A 20,797-nucleotide genomic window follows, 5' to 3' on the forward strand; every position below is an offset into this window, starting at 1 on the left:
CCTCAGGGGCATGACCGAGATCCTCACCACCCACGCCGGTTCCCTTCCCCGCAGCCCCGAGCTGATCGCGGCCAACGCGGCCCGCCCCGTCGGGGAGGACGGACTGACCCCCGAGCCCACCGACGAGTTCCGCGAGGTGCTGCGCCAGGCGGTCGTCGACGTCGTCGCCAGGCAGCGCTCGATCGGCATCTCGATCCCCAACGACGGGGAGTACGGGCACCTGATGGGATCGGCCGTGAACTACGGCGCCTGGTGGTCCTACATCTTCGACCGGGTCAGCGGCCTCGAGCTGACCGGCAGCGACCACTTCTCCAGCGAGCCCGTGCGCTCGAGCCCCGGGAACGTGCGCCTGACGACCTTCCCGGACCGCCGCGACTGGACGATCTTCGCCGACGCCTACCAGGACCCCACCTCCGGCATCACCGTCGGCGCCCAGACCACGTTCCCGGCCGCGACCGGCGCGGTCTCGTTCTCCGACGTCGGCCGCGAGCTCGTCGCGCAGGACACCACCAACATCCACGCGGCGCTCCAGGCCGCAGGCTACGAGCACGGCTTCCTCAACTCCCTCTCCCCGGGCTCCGGGAGCCGTATCAACGATGACCACTACGGGGACGAGGATGCCTTCCTCGACGCGTGGGTCGAGGTTATGCGCCCCGAGTACGAGGCGATCGCCGCCGCCGGGCTCACCGTGCAGATCGACGATCCCTCGATCGCCGAGAACTGGGATCAGATCAATCCCGAGCCGTCGGTCGAGGACTACGTCGCCTTCACCCGCAAGCGGGTCGACGCCGTGAACCGCGCGCTGGTGAACGTGCCCACCGAGCAGACCCGCTTCCACCTGTGCTGGGGCTCCTGGCACGGCCCGCACACCACGGACATCGAGTTCCGCCACATCGCTCCGCTGCTGCTGGAGATCGATGCGAAGTACTACAGCTTCGAGGCCGCCAACGTGCGCCACGAGCACGAATGGACCGTGTGGCAGGATCTCGAGCTGCCCGCGGACAAGGTGCTCGTGCCCGGGATCGTCTCCCACGCCACCAACGTGGTCGAGCATCCCGAGCTGGTCGCCCAGCGCCTCGAGCGCTTCGCGAAGCTCGTGGGTCCCGAGCGGGTCATCGGCTCCACCGACTGCGGCCTCGGCGGGCGCATCCACCCGCAGATCGCCTGGGCGAAGCTCGAGTCGCTCGCCCAGGGTGCGGAGATCGCCTCGCGCCGCCTCTGACCCTGTGGGCGGCTGTGGAGCGTAGCGGGCACGGGTGCGGGTACGGGTGCGGGTACCGCGTCAGCTCCGCTCCCGGCCTGCGACGCTGTCGCTCCGGGCCCGGCTCCCGCAGCTCCCGGTGCCGCTCCGCGTGATCGAGAACGCCGTTCGCGGTGCTTCCCGTGTTCCGGAGGCACCGCGAACGACGTTCTCGTCTTTGACAGGCGACCCAAGCCCTGGCGCATAGGACGGCGTGAGACGTGAGGCGTGAGGCGTGAGGCGTGAGGCGTGACGCAGGCGCGGAGGTCGCCTCCCGCCGCCTCTGAGTGTTCACGTGGACGTCGTGAAGGGGTCATGCGGCAGAGGGGCGGATTCTGCTCGGGCGGAGGAGCATCACGGTCGTGAGGATCCTTGTCGTGACCGAGTCCTTCCTGCCGCACATGAACGGTGTCACCAATTCGGTGCTCCGCGTCGTCGACCATTTCGCCGCCGTCGGCGATGATCTCGGGATCATCGCCCCGAAGTGGCCGGGGGCCGACAGATTCCTCCGCACCGCCGGAGGGCGCAAGATCCGGGTGCGCCGCGTCGCGTCGGCCCCGCTGCCCGGCTACACCGAGGTGCGGATCGCCGCCACCAGCGCCGCGTCCCTGCGCCGACGCATCGAGGATTTCCAGCCTGACGTCATCCACCTCGCCTCGCCCACGATCCTGGGCGGGCGGGCCGTGGTCGCCGCGCAGAAGGCCGGGGTGCCCACGGTCGCCGTCTATCAGACGGACATCCCGGGCTACACCGCCCGCTACGGCATGCCCTTCCTGGAGAACGCCTCCTGGCAGCTGCTCAAGGACGTCCACAACCGCGCCACGCTCACGCTGGCCCCCTCCACTGCGACCCGGGACCAGCTCATCGAGCATGGCATCGACCGGGTGCACCTGTGGCGGCGCGGCGTGGACACCTCCCTGTTCTCGCCGACGCTGCGCAGCGACTCGCTGCGGGAGAAGTACGCGGGGCCGGGGGAGAAGCTCGTGGTGTACGTGGGGCGTCTCGCGCCCGAGAAGCAGGTCGCTGACCTGAAGGTCATCCACGACATGCCCGGGGTGCGGCTGCTGATCGTGGGCGATGGGCCGGACCGCGACACCCTGCGCCGGGAGATGCCTCGTGCCGCCTTCGCCGGTTTCCGCACAGGCACCGATCTCGCCGCCCACCTCGCCAGCGCCGATCTGTTCATCCACCCCGGGGAGCTCGAGACATTCGGGCAGACCATCCAGGAGGCCATGGCCTCGGGACTGCCCGTGATCGCGCCCCGTCGAGGCGGGCCCGTGGACCTGATCGCGCCCAGCCGCACCGGGTGGCTCTACACCCCCGGCATGCTCGACGAGCTGCGCGAGCACACCAGCGATCTGCTCTTCGACGACGCCAAGAGGCTGGCCTTCGGACGAGCGGCGCTGGACTCGGTGCACCAGCGCACCTGGCCTGTGCTGGCCGAGCAGCTGCGCGGACACTACCTCGCCGCGATCGAGCAGCATCAGAAGCTCCAGCCGACGGCGCGGGCCCGGCACTGAACGCTGGCGCGGCCCGGAGCATCGGCGACGCCCGGCGCATCGGCGAGGCCCGGAGCGTCGGCGAGGCCCGGCGCTGAACGTTGCCGGCCCTTCTCCCGCGCCGGGCCCGGTCCCGTGCGGAGGCTGCTGCCCCTGCCCGAGAGACCCCCACACACGGGAGACACCGCCTCCCCCCACACGAAAGACCCCGCCCCCCTCACGGGAGAAACCGTCCCTGTCACATTCGGCCACATAGGTCGCCCGGGGCACCGTCCGCACGATGAACTGTGCATGTCGCCGACCCGGCGGCTCGGATCTCCGCGGAAAGGACTACATCATGGCGCAGCGCACCACCCGTCGCCCGCTCATCGGCGTGACCGCAGGGACCCGGGCCATGATGTCCGGCGCCTGGGCGGGCCATGACGCCGTGGTGGTCACCGAGCACTACGTGCGTGCGCTCCGCGAGGCCGGCGCCCGGCCCGTGATCATCGCCCCGCAGGACGCCTGGAGCGACGAGGAGATCGCCGAGCTCGACGGTCTCGTGCTCACCGGCGGCACCGACCTCGACCCCGCAGCCTGGGGCGAGGGCGCACTGGCCACCGATATGACCCCGGACCCGGAGCGAGACGCCTTCGAGACCGCCCTCTACCGTGCCGCCCGCCGTGCGGACGTTCCCGTGCTGGGCATCTGCCGCGGTCTGCAGATCATCGTCATCGCGGAGGGCGGCGAGCTGCACCGCCACCTGCCCGTCGACCTCCCGGCCCACCCCTTCACCGGGGAGAGCCCAACCCGGGTCGAGGTCGGCATCGACGCCGCGAGCGACCTGGCCGTGGCCCTGGGCACCCGCGCGGAGGTCACCGCCTTCCACCACCAGGGTGTGCGCGGTGTCGCCGGGGACCTGCGGATCGTGGCCCGCCACGACAGCGGGCTCCCGCTCGCGGTCGAGGCCGAGTCCGGATCCAGCGTGCTCGCGGTGCAATGGCACCCCGAGATCGACGGCACGGACGGCGCCGCCATCTTCGAGAGCCTGCTCACGGCGATCAGCCATCGCGCGGCGTCGGCATCGGAGCCCGTGCTGGTCTAAGATGGCCGTGACCGTGCGCGCCTTCGGGCCGCGCGGAGCAATCGGGTGACACGGAGGAAGAACCACCATGAACAACCAGCAGGCCGCGCACGCCGGCCAGGCCGAGCGCATGGCCGAGAAGGCAGAGCGTTCCGAGAGCAACCAGACCTCGAACGGCAACAACCTGGTGCTCAGCATCGTGCTGTTCGTCGTGCTGTTCGTCCTGTTCGCCGCAGGCCTCTACGTGATGAGCCTGTTCACCACGGTGACCTTCGTGGTCGGGCTGGGCATGTGCATGCTCGCACTGTTCGGCACCTTCGACCTGGTGCCGCGCTTCCTCACCTGAGCCCAGCTCCTCGACGTATTCCTCGTGCCCGGCGCCTCACGGCGGCCGGGCACGAGTCGTCTCCGAGGCGGTCCGGGCGGTGCACGCCTCCACTGAGCACGGCGGCGGGGCCGAGCGGCGTACGCGCCGCCCAGCCCCGCGGATCAGTGCCGGCCGAGCCGGCGCGGCATCAGGACCGGTGGGTGCCGTCTAGCCGGACGATCGACTCCAGCGCCACGACGATCATGTCCTCGAAGGTCTCCTGGCGCTCCTGCGAGCTGGTCTCCTCGCCGGTCACGAGATGGTCGGAGACGGTGCAGACGGCCAGTGCCCGACGCGAGAACTGCGCGGCGAGCGTGTAGAGGGCGGCGGCCTCCATCTCCACACCGAGCACGCCGTACTCGGCGAGCGTCGCGGTGATGGTGGGGTCGGGGTTGTAGAACTGGTCCGCGGAGTACAGCCCGCCGGCGATCACCGGCAGCATCTTCTCCTCGGCGACGTCGGCCGCGATCCTCAGCAGCTCGAAATCGGCGGCCGGGGCATAGGAGACCTGCCGGAACCGCGGCACGTTCATCGCGGAATCGGTCGATGCGGCAGTCCCGAGGATCACGTCGCGCACCGAGACCTTCTCGGAGAGCCCGCCGCAGGTCCCTACCCGCACGATGGCCTGGACGTCGTAGTCGTCGAAGAGCTCCTGGGCGTAGATGGCCATCGACGGCTGGCCCATACCGGAGCCCTGGGCGGAGATGCGGACGCCGGCGTAGGTGCCGGTGTACCCGAGCATCCCGCGCACATCGTTGTACTGGACGGGATCCTCGAGGAAGGTCTCGGCGATCCAGCGGGCACGGTAGGGATCACCGGGCATGAGGACATAGGGGGCGATCTGGTCGGGCGAGGCACCGATATGTATCGACATGCCGCAAGCGTACGTGGGCCCCGGCCACGAACCGGTGACCGGGCCGTCGCGAACCGGGTTGGCTTCTGCGGGCGACTCCCGGACAATGGTGCCCCGTGAACGTTCACTCCTCCTCGTCCGCTGCGGCGCTCTCCTCGGTCACCGCCGACGCCCGTCGGGCACGCTGGGCAGTCTCCCTGCTCTTCTTCCTCAACGGTGCCTCGTTCTGCGCGATCGTGCCCCGGTACCCGGAGCTCGTCGAGAGCATCGGGCTCACGAAGACCGCCTTCGGGCTCGCCATCGGCATCGGGCCCATCGGCGGTCTGATCGCCGGGCTCGGAGCGGCAGCCCTGATGTCCCGCTTCGGGTCCGCGCGGGTGGCCGTCATCGCCCAGATCATCGCGTCGACCACGCACCTGGCCGTCTACGTCTCCGGCTCGTGGCTCTGGCTCGCCGTCTCGCTCATGTTCGCCATGGCGGCCGATTCCATCACCGACATCTCCATGAACGCCCACGGCATGCGCGTGGAGCGCCGCTACCGGCGCTCGATCATGAACAGCTATCACGGCTGGTGGTCGCTGGGCGCTGTCGCCGGCGGGCTGCTGGGTGCGGCCAGCGCCCAGCTCGGGCTGCCGCTGTGGGTGCAGGGAGTCATCGGCCTCGTCGTCTTCGGCATCCTGGCTGCGACGTCGCTGCGCTTCATGCTCCCCGGGCACGACACCACCGAGCGCACCCCGGTCGCCGCCCCGTCGGCCGCCTCCGGTGCGGAGGTCCCCGCGGACGTGGCACCCTCCGGCTTCCGGATCGCCGGGATGAGCCTGCGGGCGCTGGGCCTGGTGTGCGCCCTGGGCATGGTCCTGGTGTTCGCCGGATCCACCGAGGACGCCGGCAGCACCTGGGGCGCGCTGTTCATGGATTCGACCTTCACGGTCACCCCGTTCGTCGCCGGCATGGCCTTCGTGGCCCTCCAGGGCGCGCAGACGATCGGCCGCTTCACCGGCGACGTCGTCGTGGATCGGCTGGGGGACCGCACCACCGCTCGGCTCGGGGCGCTGATCGCGGCCGTGGGCATGTCCTTCGCCCTGCTGGTGCCCAGCCCGATCACCGCGATGATCGGTTTCGCCGCCGCCGGCTGGGGAGTGGCCACGCTCTTCCCCGCGGCCTATCGCGCGGCCGACGACATGCCGGGAGTCCCGCCCGGTGTGGGCATCACCGTCGTCGGCTGGTTCGCCCGCCTGGGCTTCTTCGTGACCCCGCCGATCGTCGGTGCCCTCGCCGATGCCCTGACCCTGCGCTATGCGCTGTGGATGATGCCGCTGTACGCCCTGGGCATCCTGATCTTCTCCGGGGTGCTCAGCACGAGGTCCCGGACCACGGGTCCATCGCGAGCCGCTGACTGACGAGCGGGCCGCCGTCAGAAGCGGCCGATGTCCCCGGCGCCCTCCCGCGCGATCTCGAGGTCACTGCCGGAGAGGTCCACGACAGTGGTCGGTTCGATGCCCACCTCACCGGAATCGATGATCACGTCCACCTGATCCCCCAGCAGGTCCTGCACGACCCAGCCCTCCGACGGCGGATCCTCCTGACCCGGCAGCAGCAGGGTCGAGGAGACGATCGGCTCCCCGAGCGCCTCCACCAGCGCATGGGCGACCCGGTGATCCGGGATTCTGACGCCGACGGTGTGCTTCTTGGGATGCGCCATCCGTCGGGGCACCTCCTTCGTCGCCGGCAGGATGAAGGTGTACGGGCCCGGCGTCGCGTTCTTCACCAGGCGGAACGTCGGGTTCGAGACGATGACGAACTGACCCAGCTGCGCGAAGTCCGCACACACCAGGGTGAAGTGATGATTCTTGTCGACCTGGCGGATGCGGCGGATCCGCTCGAGGCCCTCGGCGGCGCCCAGCGAGCACCCCAGCGCGTAGCAGGAGTCGGTGGGATAGGCGATGAGGCCCCCGTCCTTCAGCACGTCGACGGCCTGGTCGATGAGGCGCTGCTGCGGATCGACCGGGTGGATGTCGAGGTACCGGGCGGACGGTGAGGATCTGGCCATGCCCGATGCTACGTCTGCGGGTCGGAGATTGCCACGCCGCGCGCCAGGCACCCGGAGGCGCCGGCCCGAGCGCTCACGCGACGACGACGAATTCGCGGCCGATCCACTTGGTGCGTCGCAGCCGCAGCACGGCGCTGACCGGCAGCGGACCCTTGATGTGGGGGTAGCCGCGGCCCTTGCCGTCGTCGTCGGCCTCGATGTCCACGGCGACCCCGGAGGCCTCCACCTGACCCACATCGATCTCGAGGATCACCAGGTTCGCGGGGCGGTCGGGATACACCCGTTTGGCGACCACGGAGACCTGCTCGGGCCAGGAGGCGTGGATGTACCCGATCTCGCTCAGGTCGCGGCCACGGGTCGCTTGGGTGTACGAACCCGACCGAGCGGCCGCCTCCCAGGCGGGCAGCTCGGTGATGTGCCAGATCAGGGGCGCGGGCATGAGCGGCAGTGTACCGTGAACTGCATGGATGAGACCTCCGCCGGACCAGGCGCGGTACGCCTGGTCCACGATGACGACAGAGACCGCTTCGAGGCGCTGGCGGGCGACGCGCTGGTGGGCGTCCTCGCCTACGGCGACGAGCCGACTGGTCCGGAAGGGCCGGGCGCGCCCGGTGGGCCGGGCGGGGGAGGGGTCGTGCGTGATCTGCGCTCCACGGTCGTGTCCCCCGAGCACGGCGGCCGCGGCGTCGGCTCGGCCCTGGTGCGCTTCGCGCTCGAGGACGTCCGAGAGCGCGGCTACCGGGTGACCGCGACCTGCTGGTTCGCCCGCGGCTGGATCGACCGCCATCCCGAGTTCTCGGATCTGCTCGAGGACTCCGCGACCCCTCAGGAGGACGACCCCCGATGACCTACCGCATCCTCACCGTGTGCACCGGGAACATCTGCCGCTCGCCGATGGCCGAATACGCCCTGCGCGAGGCCGTCCAGCAGGCGGGCCTCGGCGACGCAGTGGAGGTCTCCTCGGTGGGCACCACCCGCGAGGAGGTCGGCAACCCGATCGACCGGCGAGCCGGAGAGCTGCTGCGCCGCCACGGCATCGATCCCTCCGCCCACCGCGCACGGCACCTGAGCGCACAGGATCTGGAGCACGCCGACCTCGTGCTGGCGCTGGATCATGACCACGTGGGCCCTCTGCGGCGCCTCGGCGGCGACGAGCTCGACGGCCGTCTGCACATGGTGCGGGACTTCGCCCCGGAGCCGGTCGACGACACCGGGATCCGCGATCCCTGGTGGGGCGACGAGAGCGACTTCGACCTCGCCTGGGAGCAGATCACCGACGCGACCGACCGGATCCTCGAGAAGGTGCGCACCGACCTCGGTCGCGACGGGCACGGCTCGGAGAACGCGGCCGGCGATCGCGCCGACGAGGACGAGGCGGCCCGATGACCCCGTCCCGCGGGGCCGACGCCCTCGGAGCGCTGGAGACAGGAGCCGCGATCCGCAACGGGGAGATCGATCCCCGCGAGCTCGCCGAGAGCACCCTCGAGGCCGCCCGCGGCACGGGTGGGGTGGTCGGCGCCTTCGCGCACGTGCTGGAGGACCTCACCCGCGAGCAGGCCCAGGCCGTGTCCGAGCAGCTCGCGGAGCCGCGGCGCACCGGAGCGCTCGATGAGCTCGCGCACCGCGTCCCGCTGCTGGGCGTGCCGCTGCCGATCAAGGACCTCACCCAGGTCGCCGGCCAGCCCTTCGAGGCGGGCAGCGCCGCGCTCGCCGGGAACATCGCGAGCGTCACCGACGGCGTCGCACAGAAGATCCTCGATGCCGGCACCCTCACCATCGGCAAGACCAGCACGCCCGAGTTCGGCATGCCCTGCTACACCGAGCCTGCGACCGGGGCGCCGGCCCGCACCCCCTGGGACGTGCGCCGCACGGCAGGCGGCTCCAGCGGGGGCGCCGCCGCCGCGGTGGCCAGCGGCATCGTGCCGATCGCGCACGGCTCCGACGGTGGGGGATCGGTGCGGATCCCCGCCGCGTGCTGCGGCATCGTGGGCATCAAGCCGACCCGCGGCCTGGTCTCGCCCGGCCCGTACTCGAGCGAGGGCATGGGCCTGACGACCGACGGGATGCTGGCCCGCAGCGTGCGGGACGTCGCCGCCGGCCTCGACCTGCTGGCCGGCCCGCGCCCCGGCGACTTCCTCACGGCACCCTCCCGCGTCGCGAGCTACCTCGAGACGGCGGGGCGCGCCCCGGGCCCGCTGCGCATCGGCGTGCTCCGTGAGCCGCTCGCGGCGGAGACGGAGGTGCATCCGGCGGCGCTGCGTGGTCTGGACCGTGCGATCGACCTGCTGCACGGGCTCGGACATGAGGCGACGCCGATCGGTGCGCCGTTCACTCCGCAGGAATGGACGTCGTTCATGCCGCTGTGGACCGTCGGCGCGGCGACGATCCCGCTCGACCCGGAGCAGGAGGGCAAGCTCCTGGAGCTCACCCGCTGGCTGCGGGAGCGAGGACGTTCCTACAGCGGCGTCGAACTCGCCGCCGCCCTCCAGGGCGTGCAGTCGATCGCACGGCGCACGGGGGAGCAGTTCGCTCCCTTCGACGTCGTGATCACTCCCTCCCTCTCCGGCCCGCCCGCGCATCCGGAGGATCTGCAGCTGGCCGACGGCGGGGCGGACTTCGACGCCCAATGCGCCTTCACCCCGTGGACCAGCACCTGGAACATGATCGGGAACGCCGCGATCTCGGTGCCGCTTCATCGTGAGGAGATCGACGGGATCGTGCTGCCCTTCGGGGTGCAGCTCGGCGCGACGCGTCCCGGCGACGACGGCCTGCTGCTCGCCCTGGCGGCGCAGCTGGAGGCGCACGATCCGTGGCCCCTCGTGCGTGAGCCCGCCGCCGCATGAGCGCGCCGTCGACCGGGCGCGATCCGTCGACCGGGCTCGAGCAGGCCGTCGGTCCGCAGTCCGTGCGTCTGGACGTGTGGCTGTGGAGCGCTCGGCTGATGCCCACCCGCTCGGCCGCCACGGCCGCCTGCCGTGGCGGGCATGTGCGCCGCAACGGTGAGCCCACCAAGGCCGCCCAGCGCATCGCGGTGGGGGATGAGCTGAGGATCCGCTCGCCCGGCCGGGAGAAGATCGTCATCGTCACGAAGATCCTCGTCAAACGGGTCGGTGCCCCGATCGCACGGACCGCCTACGAGGACCACAGCCCGGAGCCGCCGCCGCAGCTGGCGGCCGCCCCGCCGCGCAGGGACCGCGGCACCGGACGCCCCACGAAGCGCGAGCGCCGAGCGCTGGACCGCCTGCGGGGACGGGACGAGGAGCCACCACGCTGAGCGCTGGAGGACGTCGGACGGCCCGGGGCTTCTGCCCCGGGCCGTCCTGTTCGTCGTGCGCATCTGTCGTGCACCCCCGCGGGTGGCAGGGTCACGCTGGAGAGATCGCAGCTGGACTGATCACCCGCCGTGCACCGTTCAGGAGGAGTGCGACAGCAGCTCCTGGCGGTTGCTCGTCAGGCGGCTGAGCAGCCGCGCCTCGATGCCGACGACCTTCGGGTTCGACCCGTCGGCCAGCAGGCGCTGACGGATCGACGCGAGGTCCGAGCTCTCGCGGATGAACCTCTTCATCACGGGCTTCGCCCCGATCTGCGCCGCCCACAGCTTGCCCTCGCGCCGGCCCTTCCAGGTGGCGAGCATGTCGACCTCCTCGTGGGTGAGCCAGCCCTGGTTCGCGTAGTCGCCCAGTCGAATACGGGTCAGTCGGGACTCGTCCCAGACCAGCACGCCGATGAAGACCAGCCAGAGGAAGGACAGCACGGCTTCCGCGGCGAACATGACGCCGAGGAACAGCAAGGAGTTGCCCAGGCCCGCGGAGAAGTTCCACATCGCGTGCAGGAGCATGCCCGGGATCAGCGCGGGGATGAACACGAGGAAGCCCATGACGGTGCCCCACTTGCGCGCCACGAAGCCGACGATGACTCCGGTCGCCGAGGTGTAGATCGCATGGCCGAAGATGTTCAGCACGCCGCGCATGATGAACAGGATCAGCACCCCGAAGCCGCCGTCGGACTCGAGGCCTCGGCTGTAGTAGAGGATGTTCTCGGTGAAGGCGAAGCCGCCGCCGATGAGGGCGCCGTAGATCATGCCGTCCAGCGGGCCGTTGAAGTACCGGCGGGCCAGGATCATGAGCAGTAGCAGCCCCAGGCCCTTGGTGGTCTCCTCGACCAGGGGCGCGCTGATCACCGGGCCCACGAAGGCGACCGCGGCCTCGCTGCCGGTGACCCAGTAGGTCAGGGAGCTGTTGAAGGTGTTGATCCAGTAGCTCGCGAAGGCGGCGATCGCCGCGCCCCACAGCACGGCGACGACCAGCAGGGGGAAGGGCTGCGGGTCCCATCGGTCCGCCAGGAACATCACCAGGGCGATCACCAGCAGGGAGAACAGGGCGATGAAGGCCGTCACCGGCCACCACACGGGGTTCGCGCTCGACTCCGTGACGAACTTCAGGAAGAAGTAGCCCAGCACCAGGAGCAGGGCGATGCCCAGGACCACGACGGCGAGCCAGACCAGGAGGCTGACGGCCGGAACCTTGGTGGCGTGCTGCGAGACCTCCTGCACCCGGCGCATCTGGGTGGACCAGGCGGACTGCGGCTGAGCCTGATCGGGTCGCTGGATCTGCGCCGGCGCGTAGCGGGCAGCGGTGAGCCCGGAGGCCGGCCGCATGGAGGTGTCATAGGAGCGCGGGTTGCCGTAGTCGACGAAGCGAGGCTGGGACTGGAAGGACGGCGAGCCGGGCGCGGAGGAGGTCGCGCCGGGACGAGGACGTCCGTTGGGCATGAACTGGCCGTCCTGCGGCGGGTTCGGGGGCTGGGTCATGAGGTCCTCGGTTTCGGCGGCAGAGACGGGGAACTGATGGCGGACAGGGGCCAGCGCTCGCGTCTGTTCCCCCACACGCGGCATGACCCGTATCGGGTGCGATGCTACAGGTGTCGGAGACCATGATCCCGGACCGCGACCCGTCCGTGGGGCGGTTGTGGACAACAAGGGATCGCGTCCTCGCCTCCGACGACGAGGTGCATCACGGAGTGCATCAAGGAGTGCATCACGGGGTGCATCTCGAGGTGCACGGACGCGGCGGTTCGACGAGAGATTTCAGAGTTGAGCGGAATAGACTCAACCCTGGGGTCGTTGCACCCCTCGAGGCACCGTTCAGACCCAGGGAAGGAGCACCGTGGAGTTCCAGTTCACCACCCGATCGCAGGAGGCCGTCACCGCGGCCGCGGAGAAGGCCGTCGAGCTCGGCAATCCCCAGATCAGCTCCATGCACCTGCTGTGGGTGCTGGCGACCCAGCAGGACGGCATCGGGCGTGCCGTGCTCACCGAGGTCGGCGCGGATCCGCAGGACGTCGCCCGGCGCGCCGAGCAGGCCGTGCTGGGCCTCCCGCAGGTCAGCGGCAGCGGCGCCTCGGGATCGCCCACCTTCGTCGGCACCGGCTACGACGCCCTGGATGCGGCGCGGCGCGAGGCCGATGCCCAGCACCGGACCTATCTGTCCACCGAGCACCTGATGATCGGCATCGCGCTCGGCAAGGACGCGGCCTCCCGGCTGCTCTCCGCCGTCGGCGCGACGCCGGTGGCCCTTCGCGATGCCGTATCCCGACTGACCCCAGGAGATGAGCACATGAACCAGATGGACTCCCAGAACCCCGAGGGCACCTTCAAGAGCCTCGAGAAGTTCGGCGTGGACCTCACCGAGCAGGCCGAGGAGGGCCGGCTGGACCCGGTGATCGGCCGCGACGCCGAGATCCGGCGAGTGGTGCAGGTGCTCTCCCGGCGCACCAAGAACAACCCCGTGCTGATCGGCGAGCCCGGGGTCGGCAAGACGTCCGTCGTCGAGGGCCTCGCCCAGCGCATCGTCGCCGGGGACGTCCCCGATTCGCTCCGCGGCAAGCGCCTGATCTCGCTGGACCTGTCCTCGATGGTCGCGGGCTCGAAGTACCGCGGCGAGTTCGAGGAGCGCATGAAGGCGGTGCTCGACGAGATCCGCACCAGCAACGGTCAGGTCATCACCTTCATCGATGAGCTGCACACCGTCGTCGGCGCCGGCGGCAGCGGCGACGGCTCGATGGACGCGGGCAACATGCTCAAGCCGATGCTCGCCCGGGGTGAGCTGCGGATGGTCGGCGCGACCACGCTGGACGAGTACCGCGAGAACATCGAGAAGGATCCCGCGCTCGAGCGCAGGTTCCAGCAGGTGTACGTCGGTGAGCCCAGCGTCGAGGACACCATCACGATCCTGCGCGGGCTCAAGGACAAGTACGAGGCGCACCACAAGGTGTCCATCACGGATGCCGCGCTGGTGGCCGCCGCGACGCTGTCCTCCCGGTACATCTCCGGCCGTCAGCTGCCCGACAAGGCGATCGACCTGGTCGACGAGGCCGCGTCGCGCCAGCGCATGGAGCTGGACTCCTCCCCGGAGCAGCTGGACATCCTGCATCGCCAGGTGGATCGCCTGAAGATGGAGGAGCTGGCACTGGCCGGCAGCGAGGACCCGGGCAGCATCGCCCAGCTGGAGTCGGTGCGCTCCCAGCTCGCGGACCGCTCCGAGCAGATGACGGCGCTCTCGGCACGTTGGGAGCGGGAGAAGGCGGGGCTGAACCTGGTCGGTGATCTGAAGGCTCGGCTGGAGAAGCTGCGTATGCAGGCCGACCGGGCCCAGCGCGAGGGCGATCTCACGGCGGCGTCCAAGATCCTGTACGGCGACATCCCCGAGCTGAAGATGCAGCTGGTGGACGCCGAGGAGAACGAGGCGGCCGGTGGGCTCGAGGGCGACCGTCCGCTGGTCTCGGACCACGTCGGGCCCGATGACATCGCCGATGTGGTGGGCAGCTGGACGGGGATCCCGGCCGGCCGTCTGCTGCAGGCCGAGAGCCAGAAGCTGCTGGAGATGGAGGAGCTGATCGGCGAGCGCCTGATCGGGCAGCAGAGCGCGGTCGCGGAGGTCTCCGATGCGGTGCGCCGGTCGCGGGCCGGGATCGCGGATCCGAACCGCCCGACGGGGTCGTTCCTGTTCCTGGGCCCGACGGGCGTGGGCAAGACCGAGCTCGCCAAGGCTCTCGCCGACTTCCTCTTCGACGACGAGCGGGCGATGGTGCGCATCGACATGTCGGAGTACGGGGAGAAGCACACCGTCTCGCGACTGGTGGGTGCTCCTCCGGGTTATGTGGGCTACGACGAGGGCGGCCAGCTCACCGAGGCCGTGCGGCGCAGGCCGTACTCGGTGGTGCTGCTCGACGAGATCGAGAAGGCGCACCCCGATGTGTTCGACGTGCTCCTGCAGGTGCTCGACGATGGGCGACTCACCGATGGGCAGGGCCGCACCGTCGATTTCCGCTCCACGATCCTCATCCTCACCTCGAACCTCGGTGCGCATGTGCTGCAGGACCAGACCCTCGAGGAGAGGGACAAGCACGAGCGGGTGATGCAGGTGGTGCGCGCCTCCTTCAAGCCCGAGTTCCTCAATCGCCTGGACGACGTGGTCATGTTCGACGCCCTCGACCGTGAGCAGCTCTCGCGGATCGTGACCCTGCAGATCGCGGACGTCGCCGCCCGCCTGGAGGACCGTCGGATCGAGCTCGAGGTGGACGAGGCCGCGACGCGGTGGCTGGCCGCCGAAGGCTTCGATCCGATGTACGGGGCCCGGCCGCTGAAGCGACTCGTCCAGAAGGAGATCGGCGACGGCCTCGCGCGACTCATCCTCAAGGGCGAGGTGCACGACGGGCAGACGGTCTCCGTGGGGGCCAGCCAGGACGGCTCCGGCCTCGCGCTGAGGGTCCTCGACGACACGGACACCGCAGTGTCTGGCAGTGCTGCTCAGGAGGGTTCTGCTCCTGACGGTGCAGGTGCGGGCGCCGCAGGTCCGGACGGTGCTGTCTCCCAGGAGCCCGGGACGGCGGAGGCCGGCTCGGACCGGCAGGACACCTGACGGATCACTTCGGGTCCCAGGGCAGGGGAAGGGCACGGCGGCGGGCGTCATACCAGTTCTCGGAGTCCAGCATCGCGTCCTTGAACCCGTTGACGTGGTCGCCGATGTCGTGGGAGGTCGATTCCAGAGAGCGGAGCGGTTCCGCAGCGGCCGGGCTGAACGGCTCGATCGCGTCGGCGGCAGAACCTGCCATGTCGCCGCCGACCTCGGGGATCTTCCACATCGGTGAGGCGGTCGCGACGGTCGCGAGCCCCTCGTAGTTGCGGTAGACGCCGCGCTCGCCGGCTCGTATCGCGCCCTCGAGATCACCGTTGCCCACGGCGTCGCTCACCTCGACGGTGGTCTGGCCGGCGTTGGCCACCATCATGTCGAGCCCCTCCGCCGCCTGGCCGATCGTCGAGTTCTCGCCGATCAGCAGGGAGGTCCCTGACTGGCCGACCCGGGCGAGGTCCACGGCGGGGAGGAGGGCGTCGTAGCCGTGGTCCTCGAGCACCTGCTCAGCCCCGTCCAGGAAGTTCCCCTTCTGCTCGTGGAGCCCCATCAGATGCTGGGCCTGGGAGGCTCCCGGCACGTAGCTGAGCGCTTCCTGGCGCACGGTCTCACCGTTCTCGAGGGCTCTCGGCGAGAGGTCGTACTCCTCTCCGTCGGGAAGCTCCGGCCGGCTGTAGGGCTCCTGACGTGCGAACGGCTCGCCGAGCGCGGGCATGCCGAGGGGTCCCGTGATCCCGGGGAACCCGATCGGGTCGCCGAGGGGCGCACGGAAGCCGGGGTCGATCTCAGGGAACGGGGTGACGCCGGGGACGGTGGGCACGCCCCAGGTCGCGTCGGGATCGCGGAAACCCGGATCCAGCTCGGGGAACGGGCTGAACTCCGGGCTGAGGGGCAGGCCCCACCTGGAGGTGGGGGCGGGCTTGTCGCCGGAGCCACCCCCGGCGAAGGGGTTCGCGCCCGCGACCTTGTCCCGGAGCGGGGCGGGCAGCAGGTCGGTGATGTCCGCTCGCACCGCCACGAGCGGGTTGGTGTCGGAGTCGACCTGGGAGGCCGTCGTCTGCTGGGTGGACTCCTCCTCCAGCCGTCGCGACAGATCCCGCAGGATTCCGCACAGGTCGGTGCCCGCAGTGGTCACGGTGTGGGTCCGTGCCCGGTGGGCCTCCGCATCCGGACCGATCCACTCGACCGTGTCGGAGGCGCCTCGCAGGAGGCGGAACAGCTCGATCAGCTGTTCCGCCTTCTCGGCGACCTGCTCCGCGATCTCGTCCATGTGCACGGTGTCGCATCCCCAGATGGTTTCCATGCGGCGACCGTAGCCAGCGAGGTCGGCCGCCCGCGAGGTGCGGACCGGCATTGTGGATGACCTGGCACTGTGGAGGAGAGGTCGACCTGGGTCGACCTCGGCCGACCTCGGCCGAACTGGGTCCACCCGGGCGGAGCGGGCCCCCGGCAGGAACGACGCAGCGGCCCCGGGACACCGTGGTCCCGAGGCCGCTGCAGCGTGCGGAGACGGCGCGATCAGACCACGATGTTCACGATCTTCGGGGCGCGCACGATGACCTTGCGGACGGTCTGACCCTCGAGGACCTCCTGCACTCGCTGCTCCGCCATCACGCGAGCCTCCAGATCGGCCTCGGAGATCTCCGGGTCGACCTCGATCTTGTGGCGCACCTTGCCCTTGACCTGGATGACGCAGGTGACCATGTCGGCCTTGACCAGCTCCGGATCCGCCACCGGGTAGGCGACGCGCGAGATGGACTCCTCATGGCCCAGGCGGGACCACAGCTCCTCCGCCAGGTGCGGGGCGAGCGGCGAGACCATCAGCACCAGCGGCTCGACGGCCTCGCGCGGCGCGGTCCCGACCTTGGTCAGGTGGTTCACCAGCTCGATGAGCTTGGCGATGGCCGTGTTGAAGTGCATCTGGGCCATGTCGCGGCTGACCCCGTCGATGGCACGGTGCGTGGCCTGCTTGGTGGCGAGGGCCGCGGGCTCGTTCGAGACCGTGAGGTCGCCGGACTCCTCGTCGACCACCAAGCGCCACAGCCGCTGCAGGAACCGCTGCGAGCCGACCACGGCCCGGGTCTCCCAGGGACGCGAGAGGTCCAGCGGACCCATCGACATCTCGTAGACACGCAGTGTGTCCGCGCCGTACTCCTCGTACATGTCGTCGGGCGCGACCGCGTTCTTCAGCGACTTGCCCATCTTCCCGTACTCCTGGGCGACGCTCTCGCCCTGGTACGTGAAGGTGCCGTCGGCCTCGGCGACGACCTCCTCGGCCGGGACGTACACGCCGCGGGAGTCGGTGTAGGCGTAGGCCTGGATGTAGCCCTGGTTGAACAGGCGGTGGAACGGCTCCTGGCTGGAGACGTCACCGCGGTCGAAGAGCACCTTGTGCCAGAAGCGCGCGTACAGCAGGTGCAGCACGGCATGCTCGACGCCGCCCACGTACAGGTCCACACCGCCCACGCCGCCGTCCTCGCGGGCGCCCAGCCAGTACTCCTCGTTCTCGCGGCGCACCAGGACGTCGTCCTCGGTGGGATCGATGTAGCGCAGGTGGTACCAGGAGGACCCGGCCCACTGCGGCATCGTGTTGGTCTCGCGGTGATAGGTCTTCAGCCCCTCCCCCAGGTCCAGCTCGACCGTGGCCCACTCCGTCGCGCGCGACAGCGGGGTCTGCGGCTCGGTGTCCGCATCGTGGGGATCGAAGGTCTTGGGGGAGAAGTCGGCGACCTCGGGGAGATCCAGCGGCAGCATCGACTCCGGCAGCGGGATCGGCACCTCGGGGTTCTCGGGGTCATAGACCACCGGGAAGGGCTCGCCCCAGTAGCGCTGGCGGGAGAACAGCCAGTCCCGCAGGCGGTAGGTGGTGCGGGCGCGGCCGAAGCCCCTGTCGCTCGCGTACTGGGTAGCGCGGGCCTTCGCCTCGTCCTTGTCCAGCCCGTTGAGGTCCAGATCGGCGCTCGCGGAGTTGATCTTCTCGCCCTCGCCGGTCCAGGCACCGCCGTCGAAGTCGGCGGGCGGCTGCACGGTGCGGATGATGGGCAGGTCGAACGTCGTGGCGAAGGCATGGTCGCGCACGTCCTCCGCGGGCACGGCCATGATCGCGCCGGTGCCGTAGCCCGTCAGCACGTAGTCCGCGGTGAACACGGGCAGCTCGCGGCCGTCCATCGGGTTCGTCGCGATGAGGCCGGTGAACACACCGGTCTTCTCCCGGTCGTCCGCCGTGCGCTCGTCCTCGCCCAGTGCGGCGGCGCGGGCCCGGTAGGCCTCGACGGCCTCGCGCGGGGTGGTCGCTCCGCCTGTCCACGACGCCTTGGTGCCCTCGGGCCAGGCGGCGGGCAGGGCCGAGGGGTCCTGCAGCAGCCCGTGCTCGGGGGAGAGCACGCAGAACGTGGCCCCGAACAGGGTGTCCGCGCGGGTGGTGAAGACGTCGAAGGTGGCATCCGGATCCGCAGCGAGGCCGGCGGCGGGGAAGGTGATCTGTGCGCCGTGGCTGCGACCGATCCAGTTGCGCTGCATCGAACGGATCGACTCGGGCCAGTCCACCCGGTCCAGGTCGTCGATCAGGCGGTCCGCGAAGGCGGTGATGCGCATGTTCCACTGGCGCAGGCGCCGGGTGAACACCGGCAAGTTGCCGCGCTCGGAGCGGCCCTCGGCCGTGACCTCCTCGTTGGCCAGCACGGTGCCCAGGCCGGGGCACCAGTTCACCGGGGTCTCGGAGATGTAGGTCAGGCGGAAGGCATCGGCCAGCTGCGAGATCTCGGCGTCCGACGCGGCGGTGACGTCGGCGGAGGAGCAGCCGGCCCATGCCTCGGGCAGGTCGATGCCCTGGCGGTCGGCCAGGACGAAGGGGTCCACGGCACCCGAGCGCAGCTCATCGCGCAGCTCGGCGATGGGGCGGGCCCGTCCCGTGACGCCGTCGGCGTTCGGAGCCTCGGGGTCGTACCAGGAGTCGAAGATGCGCAGGAAGATCCACTGCGTCCACTTCACGAACTCCGGATCGGTGGTGGCCAGCGACCGGCGGGAGTCGTGGGACAGTCCCAGCCGATGCAGCTGACGGCGCATGTTCGCGACGTTCGACTCGGTGGTGGTGCGCGGGTGGGTGCCGGTCTGGACGGCGTACTGCTCGGCCGGCAGGCCGAAGGCGTCGTAACCCATCGTGTACAGGACGTTCTTGCCCATCATCCGCTGGTGGCGGGCGACGACGTCGGTCGCGATGTAACCCAGCGGGTGGCCCACGTGCAGGCCCGCCCCGGAGGGGTAGGGGAACATGTCCATGATGTACATCTTCTCGGCGGGCTCCGCGGACCCGGCGGCCGACGCGGACACGGCCTGCTCGAGGGACTCGACCTCGCCGCGCAGCTCGCCGACGGGATTGTCGGCGTAGAAGGTGCCGTCCTCGTCCCACCGCTGCTGCCAGCGGCGTTCGATCTCGTCCGCCACGGCGGCGGTGTAGCGGTACGGGGCCTCGCTCATGGGTGAATCGTCCTCCGGAGGATCGGTGCGGCAGATGCCGTCAGGTGGTGCGTGACATGAAAAAACCCTCGCGCAGGCGAGGGGAGCCGCGTCGGTGCCCGCACAGGCACACCAGCGCGCTCAGGAGCGCGGGGCGGGCGCGGGCCTTGTCCGACGCGGCTGCATAAGCAGAAGCCGTCGTGCCACGCGTTCATGGTACCGCGCCCTCGTGGTGACCTGAGCGCGGTCACCACGAGGGTGCAGGAAGGGCCCGGTGGGGCCCGCGATCAGCCCTGAGGCAGCTTCAGGTTGGGGTCCTTGTCACCGAAGCCTTCGGGGAGCGAGAAGGGGACGAACTGCTGCATCGTGGGATCCACGTAGTGCTGCGCCTCCTTCACCAGGTTCTCCGGGGTGTCGGAGGCCTGGGTCAGGCTGCCCTGCATGGTCTCCATGGCGTCCCACAGCTTCGTCCCGACCGGCAGAGGAGGTCGGGACCTCGTGACGTCCAGGAGTTCGACGAAGAACTCGATCCGCGGGTCCCATCCCTCCGGGTCCGCGATGGTCTCGAGATTCGTCGGGATGCCGGTGAGCGGCGGCATGAGGATCTTCTGGCCCTCGTAGCCCGCGTAGAACTTCATCAGCTCCCAGGCAGGCTTCGACATGCTCGACCCCTTGGGCATCGAGAGGGCGAAGCCACCGGACCAGCTGAACGGGTCGTCGCCGTCAGCGGGCACAGGAAGGTAGGTCACGCCGTAGTTCATATCGGGCTTGTAGTCCGCGAGGCTGCGAACGGCTCCGGGGTTCGTGATCTGGAACAGCTGACGGTCCGAGAAGAAGGACGTCTGCGTCGGCGGCGCGTTCGGCGGTTGGTAGGTCGCCTTGAACGCATCCATCCGCGGGAAGTCCAGCTTCTCGATCCACCTGGCGTACATCGTCGCGACGGCCAGCATCTCCGGAGAATCCAGGAGCATGTGGCCGGTGGAGTTGTCGAAGAAGCGGACGTCGGCGGCCATCGCCCACATGATCAGCTTCGCCTGATCGTCCCAGGGGATCCAGGTGACGCGTTCGTACGTCCCGCGCTCGTCCTGCACGTTGAAGGAGTCGTTGATCTCCCACAGCTGGTCGTAGGTCATGGGGCCGTTCTTCGGGTCGAGCAGTGCGGGGTCGATGCCCGCCTCCGTCGCCAGATCCATGTTCACGTACATGGCGCGGGTATCCGTCGACGTCGGCAGCCCGAAGTACTGGCCGTCGTAGTGGAGCTCGTCGGTGGCGAAATTGATCCACCCGGACATGAACTCCTCAGGGCTGACTGTGAGGATGGCTTTGTCGGCCTTGTGCTGATGGGGTGTGTTCGACGGCA

Annotated in this window: 17 protein-coding genes; 10 read left to right on the forward strand and 7 right to left on the reverse strand. The window is 70.1% G+C overall.

Annotated features, from left to right (window positions below; translation table 11 throughout):
- Window positions 1–10: 10 nt before the first annotated feature.
- The 4 genes from INT49_RS15375 to INT49_RS15390 all read left to right on the forward strand — a co-directional run bounded on the left by INT49_RS15375 (window position 11) and on the right by INT49_RS15390 (window position 4,148).
- Window positions 11–1,222, forward strand: a complete 1,212-nt coding sequence (locus tag INT49_RS15375) for a cobalamin-independent methionine synthase II family protein (RefSeq protein WP_193118631.1) — start codon at window positions 11–13, stop codon at window positions 1,220–1,222.
- A 380-nt stretch (window positions 1,223–1,602) separates the two neighbouring features.
- Entirely contained in the window at window positions 1,603–2,760 is a 1,158-nt protein-coding gene (locus INT49_RS15380; RefSeq protein ID WP_193118632.1) for a glycosyltransferase family 4 protein, read from the forward strand.
- A 316-nt stretch (window positions 2,761–3,076) separates the two neighbouring features.
- Window positions 3,077–3,823 carry a gamma-glutamyl-gamma-aminobutyrate hydrolase family protein gene (locus tag INT49_RS15385; protein WP_193118633.1) on the forward strand — a complete coding sequence of 249 codons (747 nt, stop codon included), beginning with the start codon at window positions 3,077–3,079 and terminating at the stop codon, window positions 3,821–3,823.
- A gap of 67 nt (window positions 3,824–3,890) precedes the next feature.
- Window positions 3,891–4,148, forward strand: coding sequence for a hypothetical protein (locus tag INT49_RS15390; RefSeq protein ID WP_226850669.1), 258 nt, complete (start codon window positions 3,891–3,893; stop codon window positions 4,146–4,148).
- 169 nt (window positions 4,149–4,317) lie between these two features.
- Here the strand turns inward: INT49_RS15390 and deoD are convergent, their stop codons facing one another.
- A complete protein-coding gene (deoD, locus tag INT49_RS15395) occupies window positions 4,318–5,043 on the reverse strand; it encodes a purine-nucleoside phosphorylase (RefSeq protein ID WP_193118634.1) in 726 nt (241 codons plus the stop codon).
- 95 nt (window positions 5,044–5,138) lie between these two features.
- Here deoD and INT49_RS15400 point away from each other — a divergent pair, with 95 nt between their 5' ends.
- On the forward strand, window positions 5,139–6,422 hold the full coding sequence (locus INT49_RS15400) for an MFS transporter (RefSeq protein ID WP_193118635.1): 1,284 nt from the start codon (window positions 5,139–5,141) through the stop codon (window positions 6,420–6,422).
- Between the two features lie 14 nt (window positions 6,423–6,436).
- Here the strand turns inward: INT49_RS15400 and INT49_RS15405 are convergent, their stop codons facing one another.
- Entirely contained in the window at window positions 6,437–7,072 is a 636-nt protein-coding gene (locus INT49_RS15405) for an L-threonylcarbamoyladenylate synthase (protein WP_193118636.1), read from the reverse strand.
- A gap of 73 nt (window positions 7,073–7,145) precedes the next feature.
- Window positions 7,146–7,511: a DUF952 domain-containing protein gene (locus INT49_RS15410; RefSeq protein WP_193118637.1), complete on the reverse strand. Its 366-nt coding sequence runs from the start codon at window positions 7,509–7,511 to the stop codon at window positions 7,146–7,148.
- A 24-nt stretch (window positions 7,512–7,535) separates the two neighbouring features.
- On the opposite strand from INT49_RS15410, the gene INT49_RS15415 reads away from it, so the two are divergent.
- From INT49_RS15415 to INT49_RS15430, 4 genes are read left to right on the forward strand one after another with little or no spacing between them, the layout of a single operon-like run.
- Window positions 7,536–7,919 carry a GNAT family N-acetyltransferase gene (locus INT49_RS15415; RefSeq protein ID WP_193118638.1) on the forward strand — a complete coding sequence of 128 codons (384 nt, stop codon included), beginning with the start codon at window positions 7,536–7,538 and terminating at the stop codon, window positions 7,917–7,919.
- Window positions 7,916–8,458: a low molecular weight protein-tyrosine-phosphatase gene (locus tag INT49_RS15420; RefSeq protein ID WP_193118639.1), complete on the forward strand. Its 543-nt coding sequence runs from the start codon at window positions 7,916–7,918 to the stop codon at window positions 8,456–8,458. Before INT49_RS15415 ends, INT49_RS15420 begins: the two co-directional genes overlap by 4 nt.
- Complete coding sequence (locus INT49_RS15425) at window positions 8,455–9,915, forward strand: amidase (protein WP_193118640.1); 1,461 nt, start codon at window positions 8,455–8,457, stop codon at window positions 9,913–9,915. The genes INT49_RS15420 and INT49_RS15425 overlap by 4 nt, the downstream gene beginning before the upstream one ends.
- Window positions 9,912–10,346 (forward strand): RNA-binding S4 domain-containing protein, encoded by a 435-nt coding sequence (locus INT49_RS15430; protein ID WP_193118641.1) that lies wholly within the window; start codon window positions 9,912–9,914, stop codon window positions 10,344–10,346. Before INT49_RS15425 ends, INT49_RS15430 begins: the two co-directional genes overlap by 4 nt.
- 138 nt (window positions 10,347–10,484) lie before the next feature.
- On the opposite strand, the gene INT49_RS15435 is transcribed toward INT49_RS15430, so the two are convergent.
- Window positions 10,485–11,882: a PrsW family intramembrane metalloprotease gene (locus INT49_RS15435; protein ID WP_193118642.1), complete on the reverse strand. Its 1,398-nt coding sequence runs from the start codon at window positions 11,880–11,882 to the stop codon at window positions 10,485–10,487.
- Window positions 11,883–12,237: 355 nt separating this feature from the next.
- Here INT49_RS15435 and INT49_RS15440 point away from each other — a divergent pair, with 355 nt between their 5' ends.
- A complete protein-coding gene (locus INT49_RS15440; protein ID WP_193118643.1) occupies window positions 12,238–14,991 on the forward strand; it encodes an ATP-dependent Clp protease ATP-binding subunit in 2,754 nt (917 codons plus the stop codon).
- 4 nt (window positions 14,992–14,995) lie between these two features.
- On the opposite strand, the gene INT49_RS15445 is transcribed toward INT49_RS15440, so the two are convergent.
- The 3 genes from INT49_RS15445 to INT49_RS15455 all read right to left on the reverse strand — a co-directional run.
- Window positions 14,996–16,285, reverse strand: a complete 1,290-nt coding sequence (locus tag INT49_RS15445; RefSeq protein ID WP_193118644.1) for a hypothetical protein — start codon at window positions 16,283–16,285, stop codon at window positions 14,996–14,998.
- Window positions 16,286–16,500: 215 nt separating this feature from the next.
- A complete protein-coding gene (gene leuS / locus INT49_RS15450) occupies window positions 16,501–19,458 on the reverse strand; it encodes a leucine--tRNA ligase (protein ID WP_193118645.1) in 2,958 nt (985 codons plus the stop codon).
- A 266-nt stretch (window positions 19,459–19,724) separates the two neighbouring features.
- A partial coding sequence (locus tag INT49_RS15455) for an extracellular solute-binding protein (RefSeq protein ID WP_226850671.1) occupies window positions 19,725–20,797 on the reverse strand: 1,073 nt, incomplete at its 5' end.

Origin of the sequence: Brachybacterium tyrofermentans (assembly GCF_014897585.1) — a bacterium.
GTDB lineage: Bacteria > Actinomycetota > Actinomycetes > Actinomycetales > Dermabacteraceae > Brachybacterium > Brachybacterium tyrofermentans.

Excerpts from the sequence above, each read along its gene's own strand:
- INT49_RS15375 (WP_193118631.1), top strand. The coding sequence starts at position 11 with ATGACCGAGATCCTCACCACCCACGCCGGTTCCCTTCCCCGCAGCCCC.
- INT49_RS15385 (WP_193118633.1), top strand. The coding sequence starts at position 3,077 with ATGGCGCAGCGCACCACCCGTCGCCCGCTCATCGGCGTGACCGCAGGG.
- INT49_RS15390 (WP_226850669.1), top strand. The coding sequence starts at position 3,891 with ATGAACAACCAGCAGGCCGCGCACGCCGGCCAGGCCGAGCGCATGGCC.
- deoD (WP_193118634.1), bottom strand. The coding sequence starts at position 5,043 with ATGTCGATACATATCGGTGCCTCGCCCGACCAGATCGCCCCCTATGTC.
- INT49_RS15405 (WP_193118636.1), bottom strand. The coding sequence starts at position 7,072 with ATGGCCAGATCCTCACCGTCCGCCCGGTACCTCGACATCCACCCGGTC.
- INT49_RS15410 (WP_193118637.1), bottom strand. The coding sequence starts at position 7,511 with ATGCCCGCGCCCCTGATCTGGCACATCACCGAGCTGCCCGCCTGGGAG.
- INT49_RS15415 (WP_193118638.1), top strand. The coding sequence starts at position 7,536 with ATGGATGAGACCTCCGCCGGACCAGGCGCGGTACGCCTGGTCCACGAT.
- INT49_RS15420 (WP_193118639.1), top strand. The coding sequence starts at position 7,916 with ATGACCTACCGCATCCTCACCGTGTGCACCGGGAACATCTGCCGCTCG.
- INT49_RS15425 (WP_193118640.1), top strand. The coding sequence starts at position 8,455 with ATGACCCCGTCCCGCGGGGCCGACGCCCTCGGAGCGCTGGAGACAGGA.
- INT49_RS15430 (WP_193118641.1), top strand. The coding sequence starts at position 9,912 with ATGAGCGCGCCGTCGACCGGGCGCGATCCGTCGACCGGGCTCGAGCAG.
- INT49_RS15435 (WP_193118642.1), bottom strand. The coding sequence starts at position 11,882 with ATGACCCAGCCCCCGAACCCGCCGCAGGACGGCCAGTTCATGCCCAAC.
- INT49_RS15445 (WP_193118644.1), bottom strand. The coding sequence starts at position 16,285 with ATGGAAACCATCTGGGGATGCGACACCGTGCACATGGACGAGATCGCG.
- leuS (WP_193118645.1), bottom strand. The coding sequence starts at position 19,458 with ATGAGCGAGGCCCCGTACCGCTACACCGCCGCCGTGGCGGACGAGATC.